Annotated in this window: 14 protein-coding genes and 2 tRNA genes; 12 read left to right on the top strand and 4 right to left on the bottom strand. The window is 68.6% G+C overall.

The window, feature by feature from the left end:
• Positions 1 to 82: 82 nt before the first annotated feature.
• From gnd to SMIR_RS18530, 7 genes are all read left to right on the top strand, one after another.
• Positions 83 to 958 carry a phosphogluconate dehydrogenase (NAD(+)-dependent, decarboxylating) gene (gnd, locus tag SMIR_RS18560; RefSeq protein WP_067376663.1) on the top strand — a complete coding sequence of 292 codons (876 nt, stop codon included), beginning with the start codon at positions 83 to 85 and terminating at the stop codon, positions 956 to 958.
• A gap of 63 nt (positions 959 to 1,021) precedes the next feature.
• Positions 1,022 to 2,143 carry a DNA replication/repair protein RecF gene (gene recF / locus SMIR_RS18555; protein WP_168493568.1) on the top strand — a complete coding sequence of 374 codons (1,122 nt, stop codon included), beginning with the start codon at positions 1,022 to 1,024 and terminating at the stop codon, positions 2,141 to 2,143.
• Positions 2,140 to 2,721 (top strand): DciA family protein, encoded by a 582-nt coding sequence (locus SMIR_RS18550; protein WP_168493570.1) that lies wholly within the window; start codon positions 2,140 to 2,142, stop codon positions 2,719 to 2,721. Before recF ends, SMIR_RS18550 begins: the two co-directional genes overlap by 4 nt.
• 365 nt (positions 2,722 to 3,086) lie before the next feature.
• A complete protein-coding gene (gyrB, locus tag SMIR_RS18545; protein WP_211118757.1) occupies positions 3,087 to 5,147 on the top strand; it encodes a DNA topoisomerase (ATP-hydrolyzing) subunit B in 2,061 nt (686 codons plus the stop codon).
• 42 nt (positions 5,148 to 5,189) lie between these two features.
• Complete coding sequence (gyrA, locus tag SMIR_RS18540; protein WP_168493574.1) at positions 5,190 to 7,784, top strand: DNA gyrase subunit A; 2,595 nt, start codon at positions 5,190 to 5,192, stop codon at positions 7,782 to 7,784.
• 18 nt (positions 7,785 to 7,802) lie between these two features.
• Positions 7,803 to 8,594 (top strand): DUF3566 domain-containing protein, encoded by a 792-nt coding sequence (locus SMIR_RS18535; protein ID WP_168493576.1) that lies wholly within the window; start codon positions 7,803 to 7,805, stop codon positions 8,592 to 8,594.
• A 112-nt stretch (positions 8,595 to 8,706) separates the two neighbouring features.
• Positions 8,707 to 8,783: transfer RNA gene (locus SMIR_RS18530), tRNA-Ile, on the top strand.
• A gap of 332 nt (positions 8,784 to 9,115) precedes the next feature.
• Here the strand turns inward: SMIR_RS18530 and SMIR_RS18525 are convergent.
• Positions 9,116 to 9,469 (bottom strand): DUF6344 domain-containing protein, encoded by a 354-nt coding sequence (locus SMIR_RS18525; protein WP_168493578.1) that lies wholly within the window; start codon positions 9,467 to 9,469, stop codon positions 9,116 to 9,118.
• Between the two features lie 348 nt (positions 9,470 to 9,817).
• Here SMIR_RS18525 and SMIR_RS18520 point away from each other — a divergent pair, with 348 nt between their 5' ends.
• On the top strand, positions 9,818 to 9,946 hold the full coding sequence (locus SMIR_RS18520; RefSeq protein ID WP_003999697.1) for a DLW-39 family protein: 129 nt from the start codon (positions 9,818 to 9,820) through the stop codon (positions 9,944 to 9,946).
• Between the two features lie 168 nt (positions 9,947 to 10,114).
• Positions 10,115 to 11,515 (top strand): hypothetical protein, encoded by a 1,401-nt coding sequence (locus SMIR_RS18515; RefSeq protein WP_248003008.1) that lies wholly within the window; start codon positions 10,115 to 10,117, stop codon positions 11,513 to 11,515.
• A gap of 37 nt (positions 11,516 to 11,552) precedes the next feature.
• Here SMIR_RS18515 and SMIR_RS18510 read toward each other — a convergent pair whose 3' ends face one another.
• On the bottom strand, positions 11,553 to 13,091 hold the full coding sequence (locus tag SMIR_RS18510; RefSeq protein ID WP_168493582.1) for a serine/threonine-protein kinase: 1,539 nt from the start codon (positions 13,089 to 13,091) through the stop codon (positions 11,553 to 11,555).
• Positions 13,092 to 13,223: 132 nt separating this feature from the next.
• On the bottom strand, positions 13,224 to 13,772 hold the full coding sequence (locus tag SMIR_RS18505; RefSeq protein ID WP_067376635.1) for a DNA-binding protein: 549 nt from the start codon (positions 13,770 to 13,772) through the stop codon (positions 13,224 to 13,226).
• 182 nt (positions 13,773 to 13,954) lie between these two features.
• On the opposite strand from SMIR_RS18505, the gene SMIR_RS18500 reads away from it, so the two are divergent.
• Positions 13,955 to 14,027: transfer RNA gene (locus SMIR_RS18500), tRNA-Ala, on the top strand.
• A gap of 454 nt (positions 14,028 to 14,481) precedes the next feature.
• Here the strand turns inward: SMIR_RS18500 and SMIR_RS18495 are convergent.
• The gene (locus SMIR_RS18495; protein ID WP_168493584.1) at positions 14,482 to 15,168 is read right to left on the bottom strand and encodes a DUF5324 family protein; all 687 of its coding nucleotides are present in this window, start codon (positions 15,166 to 15,168) and stop codon (positions 14,482 to 14,484) included.
• 311 nt (positions 15,169 to 15,479) lie between these two features.
• Here SMIR_RS18495 and SMIR_RS18490 point away from each other — a divergent pair, with 311 nt between their 5' ends.
• Complete coding sequence (locus SMIR_RS18490) at positions 15,480 to 16,013, top strand: peptidylprolyl isomerase (RefSeq protein ID WP_168493586.1); 534 nt, start codon at positions 15,480 to 15,482, stop codon at positions 16,011 to 16,013.
• Between the two features lie 150 nt (positions 16,014 to 16,163).
• The gene (locus SMIR_RS18485) at positions 16,164 to 17,075 is read left to right on the top strand and encodes a rhomboid family intramembrane serine protease (RefSeq protein WP_168493588.1); all 912 of its coding nucleotides are present in this window, start codon (positions 16,164 to 16,166) and stop codon (positions 17,073 to 17,075) included.
• Positions 17,076 to 17,126 lie beyond the last annotated feature (51 nt).

Genomic DNA, 17,126 nt, shown 5'->3' with positions numbered 1-17,126 from the left:
TGTGCGTGAGCGTCCGGGTTTAGGCTCAGACACAGGTACGAAAGTGCCCTCACGCCACGTCGCAAACCTAAGGAACAACCTGATGGAGCTCGGTCTCGTCGGCCTCGGCAAGATGGGCGGCAACATGCGCGAGCGGATTCGCCGCGCAGGCCACACCGTCATCGGATACGACCGCAACCCGGACCTCGCCGATGTCCACAGCCTGGAAGAGCTTGTGGGCAAGCTCAAGGGTCCGCGCGTGGTGTGGGTGATGGTCCCGGCCGGTGCCGCCACGCAGTCCACCGTCGACCAGCTCGGCGAGCTCCTGGAGCCCGGTGACGTCGTCGTGGACGGCGGCAACTCCCGCTGGACGGACGACGAGAAGCACGCGGAGGAGCTGGCCGCCAAGGGCATCGGTTTCGTCGACTGCGGCGTCTCCGGCGGCGTCTGGGGCCTGGAGAACGGCTATGCGCTGATGTACGGCGGCGACGCCGAGAACATCGCCAAGGTGCAGCCGATCTTCGAGGCACTCAAGCCGGAGGGCGACTTCGGCGCGGTGCACGCCGGCAAGGTCGGCGCCGGCCACTTCTCCAAGATGGTCCACAACGGCATCGAGTACGCCATGATGCAGGCCTACGCCGAGGGCTGGGAGCTCCTGGAGAAGGTCCACTCCGTCACCGACGTGCGCGAGGTCTTCCGCTCCTGGCAGGAAGGCACGGTCATCCGTTCCTGGCTGCTGGACCTGGCGGTTAACGCCCTGGACGAGGACGAGCACCTGGAGAAGCTGCGCGGTTACGCACAGGACTCCGGCGAGGGCCGCTGGACTGTGGAAGCCGCCATCGACCACGCGGTGCCGCTGCCCGCGATCACCGCGTCGCTGTTCGCGCGGTTCGCCTCGCGGCAGGAGGACTCGCCGCAGATGAAGATGGTCGCGGCGCTGCGCAACCAGTTCGGCGGCCACGCGGTCGAGACGAAGTAATCCACAGATCCACAGGCCGTGCGGCGGTGGATCCACAACCCTGGGGGAGGTCGGCGAACGACCATGCACGTCACGCATCTGTCGCTGGCCGACTTCCGCTCGTACGCCCGGGTCGAGGTCCCGCTCGACCCGGGCGTCACCGCGTTCGTGGGCCCCAACGGACAGGGCAAGACGAATCTGGTCGAGGCGGTCGGCTATCTCGCGACCCTCGGCAGCCACCGCGTCTCCTCCGACGCGCCGCTGGTGCGCATGGGCGCCGACCGGGCGATCATCCGGGCCAATGTCCGTCAGGGCGAACGCCAGCAGCTCGTCGAGCTCGAGCTGAACCCCGGCAAGGCCAACCGTGCCCGCATCAACAGGTCCTCGCAGGTCAGACCCCGTGATGTGCTCGGCATCGTGCGGACCGTGCTGTTCGCGCCCGAGGATCTCGCGCTGATCAAGGGCGACCCCGGTGAGCGGCGCCGCTTCCTCGACGAACTGATCACCGCACGCTCCCCGCGGATGGCGGGCGTCCGCTCCGACTACGAGCGGGTCCTCAAGCAGCGCAACACTCTCCTGAAGTCGGCCGCGCTGGCCCGCCGTCACGGCGGCCGCACCATGGACCTCTCCACGCTCGACGTGTGGGACCAGCACCTCGCGCGCGTGGGCGCCGAACTGCTCGCCCAGCGGCTCGACCTGGTCGCCGCGATCCAGCCGCTGGCCGACAAGGCGTACGAGCAGCTGGCCCCCGGCGGCGGACCCGTCGCCCTGGAGTACAAGCCGTCCGCGCCCGGCGAGGCGCACACCCGCGAGGACCTGTACGAGCAGGTGATGGCGGCTCTCGCCGAGGTCCGCAAGCAGGAGATCGAGCGGGGCGTGACCCTCGTAGGACCCCATCGGGACGATGTGGTCCTCAAACTCGGTCAGCTGCCCGCCAAGGGGTACGCCTCCCACGGCGAGTCCTGGTCGTACGCGCTGGCGCTGCGCCTGGCCTCGTACGACCTCCTGAGGGCCGAGGGCAATGAACCGGTGCTGGTCCTCGACGACGTCTTCGCCGAACTGGACAGCCGCAGAAGAGAGCGCCTCGCGGAACTCGTCGCTCCCGGCGAGCAGGTCCTCGTGACGGCCGCGGTCGACGACGACGTACCGGTCGTACTGACGGGGACGCGGTACGCAGTCTCCGAGGGCACGGTGGAGCGGGTATGACGGAGAACACATCCGGCGAATCGGCCGCCTCCGAGGGAGCCCCGGAGAAAGGCCCGGAGACGGCCTCCAAGAAGACCCCCGAGCACTCCGGCGTCGACCTCGCGCGCGTGGCGTTGCGCGCCGCGAAGGAGCAGGCACGCGCGCGGGGGGACGCGGCACAGCAGAAGAAGCAGGCGCGGCGCGGCGGCCTGCGCTCCGGCGCGCGCGCCGACGGGCGTGATCCGATGGCGCTCGGCGCCGCGATCAACCGGCTGCTCACCGAGCGCGGCTGGGAGACCCCGGCCGCGGTGGGCGGTGTGATGGGCCGCTGGCCGCAGATCGTCGGCGAGGATCTGGCCAAGCACTGCGTCCCGCAGAAGTACGACGAGGACGAACGGGTGCTGACCGTGCAGTGCGACTCGACCGCCTGGGCCACCCAGTTGCGGCTGCTCGCTCCGCAGGTGGTCGCGCGGCTGAACCAGGACCTCGGGCACGGCACGGTGCGACTGATCAAGGTGCAGGGCCCCGGCGGTCCCGCGCGCCGCTTCGGCCCCCTGCGCGCCCCTGGAAGCACGGGTCCCGGCGACACCTACGGGTGACAGAGGCCACATCGAGTGGCCCCTGCGCGGGAGTGCACGCGGTTGCGAACACCGACCTGACTCCGCGGTAGCCAAGGGTTGACACCCGGAAGCGCTGAGTGCCGCTGTAAGCCTCTTTGAGCCCGGGTCCACATATGGGGAGTCGGGAGAGACCGGTTCAGGGCGGCACATGCGGACTCAGGTACCGGCAAACCCCCATCACTGTCGGCGCTACCGGTAGACTGGAAGCTAATCCCGCCCCGCTTGCGGGGACCGTCCGGGAAAAGCTGAGCAACGCTGATCAAGGCTTACCAACGCAACGTGCCGCAGCCGCTCCGGCAACCCGCCGACGAGCTTGGCTTGTGCTGTGCCAGAAAGGGCGCTTCGTGGCCGATTCCGGCAACCCCAACGAGAACACCCCGTCCACCGACGCCGGCGACAACGCCGAGGCCACGACCTCGAACGGCGAGGTCACAGCCTCGTACGACGCCAGCGCCATCACCGTCCTCGAGGGTCTGGACGCGGTTCGCAAGCGACCCGGTATGTACATCGGCTCGACCGGCGAGCGCGGACTGCACCACCTCGTGTACGAGGTCGTCGACAACTCCGTCGACGAGGCGCTGGCCGGCCACGCGGACACGATCGACATCACCATCCTCGCCGACGGCGGCGTGCGTGTCGTGGACAACGGCCGCGGCATCCCCGTGGGCATCGTCCCCTCCGAAGGGAAGCCGGCCCTCGAGGTCGTGCTGACGGTCCTGCACGCGGGCGGCAAGTTCGGTGGCGGCGGCTACGCGGTCTCCGGTGGTCTGCACGGCGTCGGCGTCTCCGTCGTGAACGCCCTGTCGAGCAAGGTCTCCGTCGAGGTCAAGACCGACGGACGCCGCTGGACGCAGGACTACAAGATGGGCGTCCCGACCGCCCCTCTCGTCGAGCACGAGGCCACCGACGAGACCGGTACCTCGGTCACCTTCTGGGCCGACAGTGACATCTTCGAGACGACCGAGTACTCCTTCGAGACGCTCTCGCGGCGCTTCCAGGAGATGGCGTTCCTCAACAAGGGTTTGACGATCAAACTCACTGATGAGCGCGAGTCGGCGAAGGCCACGGCCGGTGCGGACGAGGCGGGTGCGGACGAGAAGGCCGAGGTCAAGACCGTCACGTACCACTACGAGGGCGGCATCGTCGACTTCGTGAAGTACCTGAACTCCCGTAAGGGAGACGTGGTGCACCCCACCGTCATCGATCTCGAGGCCGAGGACAAGGACAAGAGCCTGTCCCTCGAGGTCGCGATGCAGTGGAACAGCGGCTACAGCGAGGGCGTGTACTCCTTCGCCAACATCATCCACACCCACGAGGGCGGTACGCACGAGGAGGGCTTCCGTGCGGCGCTGACCTCGCTGATCAACAAGTACGCGCGCGACAAGAAGCTGCTGCGTGAGAAGGACGACAACCTCACCGGTGACGACATCCGCGAGGGTCTGACCGCGATCATCTCGGTCAAGCTGAGCGAGCCCCAGTTCGAGGGCCAGACCAAGACCAAGCTGGGCAACACGGAGGCGAAGACCTTCGTCCAGAAGGCCGTCTACGAGCACCTCAACGACTGGCTGGACCGCAACCCGAACGAGGCCGCGGACATCGTCCGCAAGTCCATCCAGGCGGCCACCGCGCGCGTGGCGGCCCGCAAGGCCCGCGACCTCACCCGCCGCAAGGGCCTCCTGGAGACGGCGTCCCTGCCGGGCAAGCTGTCCGACTGCCAGTCGAACGATCCCACCAAGTGCGAGATCTTCATCGTCGAGGGTGACTCCGCCGGCGGCTCGGCCAAGTCCGGCCGCAACCCGCAGTACCAGGCGATCCTCCCGATCCGAGGCAAGATCCTCAACGTCGAGAAGGCGCGGATCGACAAGATCCTGCAGAACCAGGAGATCCAGGCACTGATCTCGGCCTTCGGCACCGGGGTCCACGAGGACTTCGACATCGAGAAGCTCCGCTATCACAAGATCATCCTGATGGCGGACGCCGACGTCGACGGCCAGCACATCAACACCCTGCTGCTGACCTTCCTCTTCCGCTTCATGAGGCCGCTGGTCGAGGCCGGGCACGTGTTCCTGTCGCGTCCCCCGCTGTACAAGATCAAGTGGGGCCGGGACGACTTCGAGTACGCGTACTCGGACCGTGAGCGCGACGCGCTGATCGAGCTGGGCAAGCAGGCCGGCAAGCGTATCCGCGACGACTCGGTCCAGCGCTTCAAGGGCCTCGGCGAGATGAACGCCGAGGAGCTGCGCATCACGACCATGGACCAGGAGCACCGGGTCCTCGGCCAGGTCACGCTCGACGACGCCGCCCAGGCCGACGACCTGTTCTCGGTCCTCATGGGCGAGGACGTCGAGGCCCGCCGCGCGTTCATCCAGCGCAATGCCAAGGACGTCCGCTTCCTCGACATCTGAGTCGGTCTCAGCTGACCGCAGCAGAAAGGATCTTCACCAGCAATGGCCGACGAGAACACTCCGAGCACGCCTGAAGAAGGCGGCGAGATCACCCTGCGCGTCGAGCCCGTCGGGCTCGAGACGGAGATGCAGCGCTCGTATCTCGACTACGCGATGTCCGTCATCGTGTCGCGTGCGCTGCCCGACGTCCGGGACGGCCTCAAGCCCGTCCACCGCCGCGTCCTGTACGCCATGTACGACGGCGGCTACCGGCCCGAGAAGGGCTTCTACAAGTGCGCCCGTGTCGTCGGCGACGTCATGGGCACCTACCACCCGCACGGCGACTCCTCGATCTACGACGCGCTGGTCCGTCTCGCGCAGCCGTGGTCGATGCGTATGCCGCTGGTGGACTCCAACGGCAACTTCGGCTCTCCGGGCAACGACCCCGCGGCCGCCATGCGCTACACCGAGTGCAAGATGGCGCCGCTGTCCATGGAGATGGTCCGTGACATCGACGAGGAGACCGTCGACTTCACGGACAACTACGACGGCCGCAACCAGGAGCCGACGGTTCTGCCGGCCCGGTTCCCGAACCTGCTGATCAACGGTTCGGCGGGCATCGCGGTCGGCATGGCCACCAACATCCCGCCGCACAACCTCCGTGAGGTCGCGGCCGGCGCCCAGTGGTACCTCGAGAACCCCGAGGCCAGCCACGAGGAGCTGCTCGACGCCCTGATCGAGCGCATCAAGGGCCCCGATTTCCCGACCGGTGCCCTTGTAGTGGGCCGAAAGGGCATCGAGGAGGCGTACCGCACGGGCCGTGGCTCCATCACGATGCGCGCGGTCGTCGAGGTCGAGGAGATCCAGAACCGCCAGTGCCTGGTGGTCACCGAGCTTCCCTACCAGACCAACCCCGACAACCTCGCGCAGAAGATCGCCGACCTGGTGAAGGACGGCAAGGTCGGGGGCATCGCCGACGTCCGCGACGAGACCTCGTCCCGTACGGGCCAGCGGCTGGTCATCGTCCTGAAGCGCGACGCGGTCGCCAAGGTCGTCCTGAACAACCTCTACAAGCACACCGATCTGCAGTCGAACTTCGGCGCCAACATGCTGGCGCTGGTGGACGGCGTCCCGCGCACGCTGTCGCTCGACGCGTTCATCCGCCACTGGGTGACGCACCAGATCGAGGTCATCGTCCGGCGTACGCGCTTCAGGCTGCGCAAGGCCGAGGAGCGCGCGCACATCCTGCGTGGCCTCCTGAAGGCCCTGGACGCCATCGACGAGGTCATCGCGCTGATCCGGCGCAGTGACACCGTCGAGATCGCGCGCGAGGGCCTGATGGGCCTCCTGGAGATCGACGAGATCCAGGCGAACGCCATCCTCGAGATGCAGCTGCGCCGACTGGCCGCCCTGGAGCGTCAGAAGATCATCCAGGAGCACGACGAGCTCCAGGCGAAGATCACCGAGTACAACGCGATCCTCGCCTCGCCGGAGCGCCAGCGCTCCATCATCAGCGAGGAACTCGCGGCGATCGTCGAGAAGTTCGGCGAGGACCGTCGCTCCAAGCTGGTCCCCTTCGACGGTGACATGTCCATCGAGGACCTGATCGCCGAAGAGGACATCGTCGTCACCATCACGCGTGGCGGCTACATCAAGCGGACCAAGACCGAGGACTACCGCTCGCAGAAGCGGGGCGGCAAGGGCGTACGCGGCGCGAAGCTGAAGCAGGACGACATCGTCGACCACTTCTTCGTGTCGACGACGCACCACTGGCTGCTGTTCTTCACCAACAAGGGCCGCGTCTACCGCGCGAAGGCGTACGAGCTCCCGGACGCCGGGCGTGACGCGCGTGGACAGCACGTCGCGAACCTGCTGGCCTTCCAGCCGGACGAGGCGATCGCCGAGATCCTCGCGATCCGTGACTACGAGGCGGTGCCTTATCTGGTGCTGGCCACCAAGGGCGGCCTCGTGAAGAAGACGCCTCTGAAGGATTACGATTCCCCGCGCTCCGGCGGTGTCATCGCGATCAATCTCCGCGAGACGGAGGACGGTTCCGACGACGAACTGATCGGAGCCGAACTCGTCTCGGCCGAGGACGATCTGCTGCTGATCAGTAAGAAGGCGCAGTCGATCAGGTTCACGGCGACGGATGACGCCCTGCGGCCGATGGGCCGTGCGACCTCGGGCGTCAAGGGGATGAGTTTCCGCGAGGGCGACGAGCTGCTCTCGATGAATGTTGTTCGACCCGGTACGTTCGTGTTCACTGCTACGGACGGCGGGTACGCGAAGCGGACCGCCGTTGACGAGTACCGCGTTCAGGGTCGTGGTGGCCTCGGTATCAAGGCCGCCAAGATCGTCGAGGACCGCGGGTCCCTCGTCGGCGCGCTGGTGGTCGAGGAGACGGACGAGATCCTCGCCATCACCCTGTCCGGCGGTGTGATTCGCACGCGAGTCAACGAGGTCAGGGAGACGGGCCGTGACACCATGGGTGTCCAACTGATCAACCTGGGCAAGCGCGATGCCGTGGTCGGCATCGCTCGTAACGCCGAGGCCGGTCGCGAGGCGGAGGAAGTCGACGGCGAGATCGCCGAGGACGAGATCGCCGAGGGCGTCGAGGCCGTCGGTACGGACGAGGGCGAGCAGTCCTCGTCCGAGTAGCGCGAGGAGTGAGTCATCGTGAGCGGAGCCACGGGCGCCGGATCGACCGGTACGGATACGGACGGCGGCCGTGGCTCCGCCGCGGAGGCGACTGACTCCCATGACTCTCATGGATCCCAGGGGGGAACTGTGACGGACACCCGAGGCCCGCAGGCCCAGCAGTACGCGGCCGGAGCGGGCCCGGCGGCGGCCGGTTCGGCGAAGACCAAGCCCGCGCCCGGCGCGGCGCCCGCTTCGACGCCCCCACCGGGGGCTCCTTCGGCCGCTTCAGCCGCCTCGGCGGCCCCTGCCGGGGCCGCTCCCGAGGCCGGCTCCGCGTTGCCGGGGGAACGGCAGCCGCAACAGCCCGCGCAGCCGTACCACCCGCCGCAGGCGTACCCGGCTCAGACGCCGGCCGGCGCCGTACGCCGGCCGCGGACCGGAGCGCGCACCGCGCCCCGCACCCGCAAGGCGCGGCTGCGGGTGGCCAAGACCGACCCCTGGTCGGTGATGAAGGTCAGCTTCCTGCTCTCCATCGCGCTCGGCATCTGCACGATCGTGGCGGCGGCGGTGCTGTGGATGGTCCTGGACGCGATGGGCGTCTTCTCGACGGTCGGCGGCACCATTTCCGAGGCGACGGGTTCGAACGAGTCGAACGGCTTCGACCTGCAGTCGTTCCTCTCCCTGCCGCACGTCCTGATGTTCACGTCGATCATCGCGGTCATCGACGTCGTGCTCGCCACGGCGCTCGCGACGCTCGGCTCGTTCATCTACAACCTTTCCGCGGGCTTCGTCGGCGGTATCGAGCTGACCCTCGCCGAGGACGAGTAACAGCAGCTCGTCGGGCCCGGCCGGGAGGCCTGGGATACCGATTTTGGGACTGGCCGCGTCGTGCGCTAATGTTCAGAGGTCAGCGCGCGGGACACACACCGCAAAGCGCGGCGGGGCTATAGCTCAGTTGGTTAGAGCGCATCCCTGATAAGGATGAGGCCACAGGTTCAAATCCTGTTAGCCCCACCAACCAAAAGACCCCCGGGTGATCACACCCGGGGGTCTTTGGCATTTACGGCCGACATCAGTCGCCGGTGCCGCCTCAGTGTCACTACTCCGCGCTCTTGGCTGGGAATCACGGGAGTTGCTACAGGTTTCCCCCTTCGTCCAAGCGTCAACGCCGCGTACTCCTCGGTGCGGACCGGGACGACGAGGTGCCGGACATGGCCAGGCGCCGGACACGGCGAAGGCCCGGCAGCTCTTTCGAGGTGCCGGGCCTTCGGATCTGTGGGTGGCGGTGTACGCAAGTTCGCCGCTACGTCAGGTGAGAGGAGCTGGGGGATGGGGCGGAGCCGCGCCGGTCAGCGCTGGAGGCGGGTCTCGGGCTCGGTGTGGGCCTCAGGGCCGTAGAGCGACGCGAGGTCGGCCGGGTCGGCCTCGGTGGCCTCGGTCGGCGGGCGGTGCCGGCAGCTCGGTGAGGAGCCGTGGGCCTCGGCGCGGATGCGTTGCTTCATGGTGGGGGGCAGGGCCCGGCTGTGTGGACCGGCCCAGGGAGAGATCGCCGGCACTGTCGCGGCGACCGTGCTGTTGCGCGTCGCTTCGGCCTGCGGTACCGCCGCGGCCGCGGTGGTCGTGATGAAACCGAGCGCCGTGCACAGCGCGACGAAGACGGTGACGATGGCGGTCCACAGCTTCATGACCTTGTTCTGGGTCATGGCCCCTCACTTTCGGGTCAGGCGATTTGCGTACTTTCCTCATGATGTGTATGTGGGCCGCGAAGTGGTGGACCGACGCCCGTGGCGCGTCGATGTTCAGATCAACACCACTCGGATGGACGCAAGAGGTCGGAAAAGTGCCTGAAAGGTGCGAGAGGGTGCCGAAAGTCACTGTGTGCGAGGTGTGATCACCGTGCGATACGACCGTGACCGGAGCGGCCGGATCCGCTCCTACTGCTCTCCGGTGGGCGGCAGTTGGGGGTCGGTGCAGGTCACCGATCGATATCGGTCGGTGTGTATAGTCGGGCGCCAGAGGTCCCCTACGTCAACGAAAGACGAGGTCGCGCGGTGAAGAAGCTTCTCCTGGTCGCACTGGCCGCCATCGGCGGGCTCCTCGTGTACCGCCAGATCCAGGCGGATCGCGCCGAGCAGGATCTGTGGACGGAGGCGACTGACTCCGTGCCCACGGGTTCGTGAGAATCGACACCAGTCTCAGATCAGACCCCGACCGCCCTCGCGGTCGGGGTTTTGTATTGCCCACCCGCTTTGGATTCGCTTTGGCAAATTAATTGATTGCGTAAGTGAAGATATCGGCCCTCTGGGCAGGCGGTTTCGGCCGCTTGTGCGGATAGCGGGGGTGGCTCCGTGACCGGCGGGGCAGGATGGGCCACGGTCCGGGGCTACGACGAGGGGTGGCGCGTGATGGGGCGGCGCACGGCATGGTGGCACGGCGGTCGGCCGCTCGCGATCGTGGCGACGGTCCTGTGCGCGACGGCGGCCCTGCCCGGGCGGTCCGCCGCGGCAGCCGAGACCGGTACACCGAAGCCGTACGCCTTCGCCCAGGACGCCACGACGGTCCAGGGCGCCACGGGCACCACGGACGCCGTACGGCTGGAGCCCGGCCGGACGTACCGCAGTTCCCTCGGCAAGGACGGCAAGCTCTATTACCGCCTGGAGCTCGACGCCACCTCCAACGCGTACATCGCCGCCACCGCCGTCCCCAGGCCCGGTGCCACGGTCGCCTACTCCGACGGCGTCAAGGTCTCCGTACAGGATGGCAACAGCGGCAGTTGCTCCCCTTCTACGACCGCCCACTTCGGCCCCTCCCAGAGCCCCCACCCCATCGCCGCCTGGGCGTCGCGCGAGATCGGCCCCGGCAAGTACGCCTGCCAGACGGCCGGAACGTACTACGTGGTCGTCGAGCGCACCGCGGCATCCGCCTCCTCGGCCTCCCCGCCCTCCTCCCCCGACGCCTGGGACCTCGAACTGAACTATGTGTCCGAACCCCGTTTGAAGAAGGCGGGGTCGACCAGTGCCCCTGAGACCTGGAACTCCGCCTCGCCCGAGGCCCTCCAGGGCGACGCGCGGCCACGCCGGGGCGGCGCGGGGTTCACCACGGCAGGCGCCCTCGAACAGGGAGTCTGGAAGGACGGGATCAGCCCCGGGCAGACGCTCTTCTACAAGGTGCCGGTCGACTGGGGACAGCAGTTCTCCGCCACCGCCGAACTCGGCAGTTCGAGCGGCGGCGAGGGATTCGTGGGCACGGCTCTCGTCATGTCCCTCTACAACCCCGTGCGCGGACTCGTCACCGACACGGGCGCGGGATACGACGGCAGCCAGCGGTCCGCCGCTCTGGATCCGCTGCCGCCCGTCGAGTACGACAACCGCTACGCCTTCAACGATCGGACCGGCGGCATGCGGTTCGCCGGTTCGTACTATCTCGTCGTCCATCTCGCGGCGCAGGTCGCCGACAAGTTCGGCGACGGGCCGTTCGGACTGATCCTGCGCGTACGGGTGGACGGCGCCGCGCAGAGCGGCCCTGCGTACGCGGGGCGGGCCGTACCGCGTGGCGCGTTCGATTCCGCGACCGGTGACTCCGTGCCGTCCACCGGTGGGATGGTGCCTGCCGGAAGGGGCGGGAGCGACGACGGCACCACGATGAAGCTGGTCGCCGTGGGCGGTATCGGCACCGGGAGCGTCCTGGTGCTGGCGCTCGGGGTGTGGACGGTGGCCGCACGACGGCGGGCGACGCCGCGCGGCTGGTAAGCCACCAAGGAGGGACAGGGCTTACGGGCGCCGGAGGTCAGATCTGGGTCAGCGCCCAGAAGCCCACCGCGAAACAGGCCAGCGCGAGGAGCAGCACCGGGACGGCCACCTTCGCGGGCGGTCCGGGGCGGGGCTGCGCGTGCTGACGCGTCGCGGCGCTCGGATCCGCGGGCCGCACGGGGGAGGGCGGCTGCACGGGCGTGTGGTCGAACGGCAGGGCAGGAGTGGGGGTCGGCACCGGCAGCACGACCGAGGTGGGGGGAGTGGGGGGCTGATCGTGCTGCCACACGGACTGGGGACGTGGCTGCGGTGGCGGCAGGTGGAAGCTGCCGGTGTCCGACATCGTGGACGGCTGCGGGGGTGTGGCGTCGGGCGCGAGGTGCGGCGGTACGGCACCGGTGGCGGGCTCGTGTCGTACGGCGCCGGGGGCAGGCTCCGGTCGTACGCCACCCGAGTCGGACGCAGGCCATACGCCCCCGGAGGAACGATCCGCCCACGCGGCCCCGGAGACGGGCTCCCGGGAAAGCGCCCCGGAATCGTGATGCCATGGCCCCGAGTCGTGCGGGCCGGAACCGGTGCCGGAGGCGGTGCCAGAAGTGGTGCTGGAGCCGGTCGCGGACTCGGATCCGGATCCGGAGTCGAGGGCAGAACCGGACCACGAAGCCGGGTTCTCCGCGGCGCGTGGCGTGGTCGCCCTGAGTGGCCCTTCCGGGCCGAACCCCGGGGGAAGCGGACCGAGTTGGTCGAAGACCTCGACCAGCTCGTCGTCGGGGCCGGGCTCGGGCAGCAGCTCGGTGGCCGAGGCCAGCGCCTTGCGTGCCCCGGTCGCGGTGCGGAACCGTGCCCGGGGGTCCGGCTGCAGCAGCGTGGCCACGACCTGCCACAGCGGCTCGGGGATGCTCTGGGGGGCGGCCGGTGTGCCGTTCTCCGCGAAGTACTCGATCAGGGCCTTGGCATCGGGTCTGGCCCCTTCGAGCAGGTAGAGGGCGACCAGGCCGACGGCGAACAGATCGGCGGGGAAGTCCGGCTCGGCGCCCATCATCTGCTCGGGAGCGAAGTAACCGGGCGTTCCGACCACGTAGTTGGTCTCGGTCAGCCGCGGCTCGCCCAGCCGCATCGCGATGCCGAAGTCGGACAGCCGCAGCCGTGGCCGGGCCGTACCTGTCGCTTCGAGCAGGATGTTGGCGGGCTTGATGTCACGGTGCACGACCCCCTCCGCGTGCACCGCGGCGACTCCCGAGAGGAGCTGGTCGAGCAGGGTGCAGACGAACGCGGGCGGCAGCGGGCCGTAGTCGTTGACCAGGTGGACCAGGGAGCCCCCGGCCACCAGGTCCATGGTGAACAGCACCTTGTCGTCGTCGGCGGCCCAGCTGGCGGGGGCGAGGACATGGGGGTGATCGATCCGCAGCGCCTGCTCCCGCACGAAGCGCAGCAGCGCGTGCGCGTCGCTCTGCTGGAGCACCTTGGCGGCCACATAACGGCGCCGCCGCCGGTCCCAGGCGCGCCAGACCGCACCGACTCCCCCGTGGCCGATCGGGTCGACCAGTTCGTAGCGTCCGGCGAAGACCTCACCCATGGTCGTGCGTCGCTCCCCTTCGGCGGTCGGTCCGGCGGAGGCCCCCCGTTGAGACGCCCGGCGGCCCGAGGTGCGGAACCGGACGGCGTCCTGAGCCCCCGGCGCCGGGTGTGCGGCGGCCGGGCCGCCGGCTCAGCTCTGGTGCGACTGGTAGTGCGCGACCGCGTCGGAGGTGCGGCCGGCGCCGTACACCCGGAGGAACTCTGCCAGTTCCGGGTGGGTCGGGGCGAGGGTGTCGGCCGCGTCGATGATGTCTCCCGCGGCTGCCACGGAGCGCAGCAGCGACTGGATCTCGCGGACCACCCGCTTGACCGTGGGCGCACCTGAACTGCTCGTCGACTGCGTGGTGTTGCTGAGCACCGAGCCCCCTTGCGATTTCTTGATCTCGTCCATGCGCTCGGTCGCCTCGGCGGCGCTGACGCTGCCGTCCGCGACCTGCCCCGCCAGGTCCTGCAACAGCTGCACGCGCTGGACCACCGCGGGATTGCCGATCTTGGCACGCTGACCGCTCATCAGCTGCGACAGCATGGGCGCGGAAAGTCCCAGCACCCCGGCAAGACGCGCCTGGTTGAGGCCCAGATCCTCGATGAGCCTACGGAAGAGCGCCCCCAACGGCTCTCCGTACCAGTTCCGCTGCAGCTCTTGAGCTCTTGCGGTTGCTTCCTGCTGTGCGGCGTCCATTGCGTCTCCCCATCGCTTCCCCAAATACCGCGGTTCGCTGTAGCGAACCACGTCGAGCATCTTACGGAGAGTGGTCGCCCACGGGGACCCCTAATCTTTTTGCGAGATCCCGGGGGTGACCCGGTACTCTGGTCTGCGGCGCCCTCCGGTACCCGATTCCACCGGCCGGACGCCTGTCTTCCGGGGCCTTAGCTCAGTTGGTAGAGCGCTGTCTTTGCATGGCAGATGTCAGGGGTTCGACTCCCCTAGGCTCCACATCACGGACCGGTCAGACGCCCTTCGCGGCGGCTGGCCGGTTCTTGTTTTTCGGTGACCTGGGTCACGCATCGGGCTTCGCAGTCGTTGCAGTTGTTTGCGCAAATGGTCGGCTTGCGGGTGGGTGTCGATGTCGCCCCACCGGTGGCCGACGTGGCCCGGGGGCGGTCCGAACCGACACCGGAGCCTCGTGTGAGCTGCTGTAAGCAGATATGCGTAATCATTGCAATGCACACGGTGAAGAGGGTCTGTGCGGATGTTGTGAGCATCGGTCGTTGCAAACGTCATCGTGGCGGAAGGCGTAATCGGCTTGTTTCCGTGCCGCGCGCCCACGGCCCATCGTTCGGTTCCGCCGGTTCCACGTGAAACATCGCCGTGGGGCAGGAGACTTGAGGGTCTCCTGCCCCACGGCGATGTTGTTGCCCTTGCTCAGGGCTGTTTCCCGGGTTCGGGGTCAGCGGCGGTCGTCGCGGTCCGTCTCCTCCTCGGCCTGCTTGGCCTGGACCTCGGGGTCCAGGTCGGACAGGCCAGTGCCGTCGACCGAGGAAAGACGGCCCGTCTCGGGCACCTCCGTCGCGGCGGGCGGCTCGACCAGCCAGTCGGGGTTGGCCTGCTTGTCCCACCACTTCCAGGCAGCGAAGGCGCCGGCCGCGAGAATCCCCAGAACGAGCAGACGCTTGGCGGCGCGGCCGGCCTTCGCGTGCCGCTCGTGCTTGCGGACCAGTTTCTGGATCTCCTTAGGCGAGACCTGTCCGCGCAGCGCGGCGATCGCCGCCACACCGCGTGCCGCGGCCTCCTCACGCACAGGCTGAGCCGCGGCCACCGCCTGCTCGATCCTCGGCTTGGTGTACTCGGCGGCCTGCACGGCCGCCTGGCGGGTTCGGACGGCGGCCTGGTCGACCTTGGGCGGCACATGTGTACGGGCCTGCTCCAGGCGCGGCGCGAGATGGGCGCCGTACTGGACGCGGGCCTGCTCGGCGGCCAGCGACACCTTGGGCGCGAGCCGTACGAGTGCCTCGTTCGCGTAGTACGAGGCCCGGTCCTTGGCCGTGTCGGCGTAAGGCGCCACCACTTCCGCGGCGTGCAGCACGCTGTCCTTCGCCGAGCCGGTCGCGGCGCGCACGCTGTCAATGCGGGTCACGGGTTTTCCTCCTCCTCGGTGGCGTACGTGGGCGTTCGGGTACCCCAAAAAGGCACAGTTCACCTTTCCACCCTGTTCGAGATCATGCCCCCCGAGGGGCCGCGAGGCATGCGAGATAGGGCATACGGGGCAACAGGAGCTTGTCGCCGACAATGCCACGGATCGCCGCGTCGCGCCCTGTGCACGCAAGGACTCGAGGGGATTTCTGCAAGCGCGCCCGCGGATATTCGCTCGGAGGTGGTGGCCGGGCGACGCGTGGCCCTGTCCGTGCGAGGATCGGGGGGTCAAAAGAAGGCAACGGAAGGCAGATCGTGGCCGAGCAGCTTTACGCCACCCTGAAGACCAACCAAGGCGACATCGAAGTCCGGCTCCTGCCGAACCACACGCCCAAGACGGTCCGGAACTTTGTAGAGCTTGCCACGGGCGAGCGTGAGTGGATCAACCCGGAGACGGGTGAGAAGTCCACCGACAAGCTCTACGACGGCACGGTCTTCCACCGGGTGATCAGCGGATTCATGATCCAGGGCGGTGACCCGCTGGGCAACGGCACCGGCGGCCCCGGTTACCAGTTCGAGGACGAATTCCACCCGGAGCTCGCCTTCGACAAGCCGTACCTGCTGGCCATGGCCAACGCCGGCCCCGGTACCAACGGCTCGCAGTTCTTCATCACCGTCTCCCCGACGGCCTGGCTGACCCGCAAGCACACCATCTTCGGCGAGGTCACCAACGCGGCCAGCCAGAAGGTCGTGGACACCATCGCGAGCACCCAGACGAACCCGCGCACCGACCGCCCGGTCAACGACGTCGTCATCGAGTCGGTCGTCGTCGAGACCCGCAAGGGCTGAGACCCGCAAGAGCGGACTCCCGCCAGGGCTGAGATCCGCGAGGGCTGAGACCCGAAGGTCCCGAAGACTCCCGCAGGGAACCAAACGCCCCGCTCATCCGTAAGGATGGGCGGGGCGGTGCAGTGCGTACGACCGGATTGAGGGGACCCCATGGACCAGGCGCCAGGCAACCCGCAGGGCCCGCAGGACCAGGGACATCAGGACGCCCAGGCCCTGCCCACCTGCTACCGGCATCCGGATCGTGAAACCGGCGTGCGCTGCACCCGCTGCGAGCGCCCCATCTGCCCCGAGTGCATGATCAGTGCCTCCGTGGGCTTCCAGTGCCCCGAGTGCGTCCGCGCCGGCTCCGGTACGGGCCACGCGCCGTCGGCCTCGCAGCCCCGCACCCTCGCGGGCGGCACCGTCACCGCGGACCCCCGGCTCCTCACCAAGGTCCTGATCGGGCTCAACCTCGCCGTCTTCCTGGTCCAGCTGTCGGTGGGCGACCGCTTCACCGACAGCTTCGACCTCATCGGCCGCGCGTACGTCCCGCTGCTCGGCTCGGTCGAGGGCGTCGCCGAGGGCCAGTGGTACCGCATGCTGACGGCGATGTTCCTGCACGGCAGCTATGTCCACATCCTGTTCAACATGCTCAGCCTGTGGTGGATCGGCGGCCCCCTGGAAGCGGCCCTCGGCCGTGCCCGCTATCTCACCCTCTACTTCGTCTCGGGTCTGGCGGGCAGCGCGCTCACCTACCTCGTCGCCGCGCCGAACCAGCCCTCGCTGGGCGCCTCCGGCGCCATCTTCGGCCTCTTCGGCGCGACCGCCGTCCTGATGCGCCGGCTCAACTACGACATGCGCCCCGTGATCGCCCTGCTGGTGATCAACCTGATCTTCACCTTCGGGTGGAGCAACATCGCCTGGCAGGCCCACATCGGCGGACTCGTCGCCGGTGTCGTAGTCGGCTACGCCATGGTCCACGCCCCGCGCGACCGGCGGGCCCTGATCCAGTACGGGGTGAGCGCGGTGGTCCTGGCCCTGGTGGTCGTCGCGACGCTGGTCAGGACGGCTCAGCTCACCTGAGGTACCGCTCGGCTCACCTGAGAAGCCCTGGGGAGCGGTGTTGTCCACAGA

It is taken from the genome of Streptomyces mirabilis (assembly GCF_018310535.1).
Lineage (GTDB): Bacteria > Actinomycetota > Actinomycetes > Streptomycetales > Streptomycetaceae > Streptomyces.
The sequence above is the reverse complement of the archived record's forward strand: the minus strand, read 5'-3'. Positions and strand labels throughout refer to the sequence as shown.

Coding starts and splice junctions, on each gene's coding strand:
- SMIR_RS18550 (WP_168493570.1), top strand. CDS start 2,140: ATGACGGAGAACACATCCGGCGAATCGGCCGCCTCCGAGGGAGCCCCG.
- SMIR_RS18485 (WP_168493588.1), top strand. CDS start 16,164: ATGGACCAGGCGCCAGGCAACCCGCAGGGCCCGCAGGACCAGGGACAT.
- SMIR_RS18525 (WP_168493578.1), bottom strand. CDS start 9,469: ATGACCCAGAACAAGGTCATGAAGCTGTGGACCGCCATCGTCACCGTC.
- recF (WP_168493568.1), top strand. CDS start 1,022: ATGCACGTCACGCATCTGTCGCTGGCCGACTTCCGCTCGTACGCCCGG.
- SMIR_RS18510 (WP_168493582.1), bottom strand. CDS start 13,091: ATGGGTGAGGTCTTCGCCGGACGCTACGAACTGGTCGACCCGATCGGC.
- SMIR_RS18505 (WP_067376635.1), bottom strand. CDS start 13,772: ATGGACGCCGCACAGCAGGAAGCAACCGCAAGAGCTCAAGAGCTGCAG.
- gyrA (WP_168493574.1), top strand. CDS start 5,190: ATGGCCGACGAGAACACTCCGAGCACGCCTGAAGAAGGCGGCGAGATC.
- gnd (WP_067376663.1), top strand. CDS start 83: ATGGAGCTCGGTCTCGTCGGCCTCGGCAAGATGGGCGGCAACATGCGC.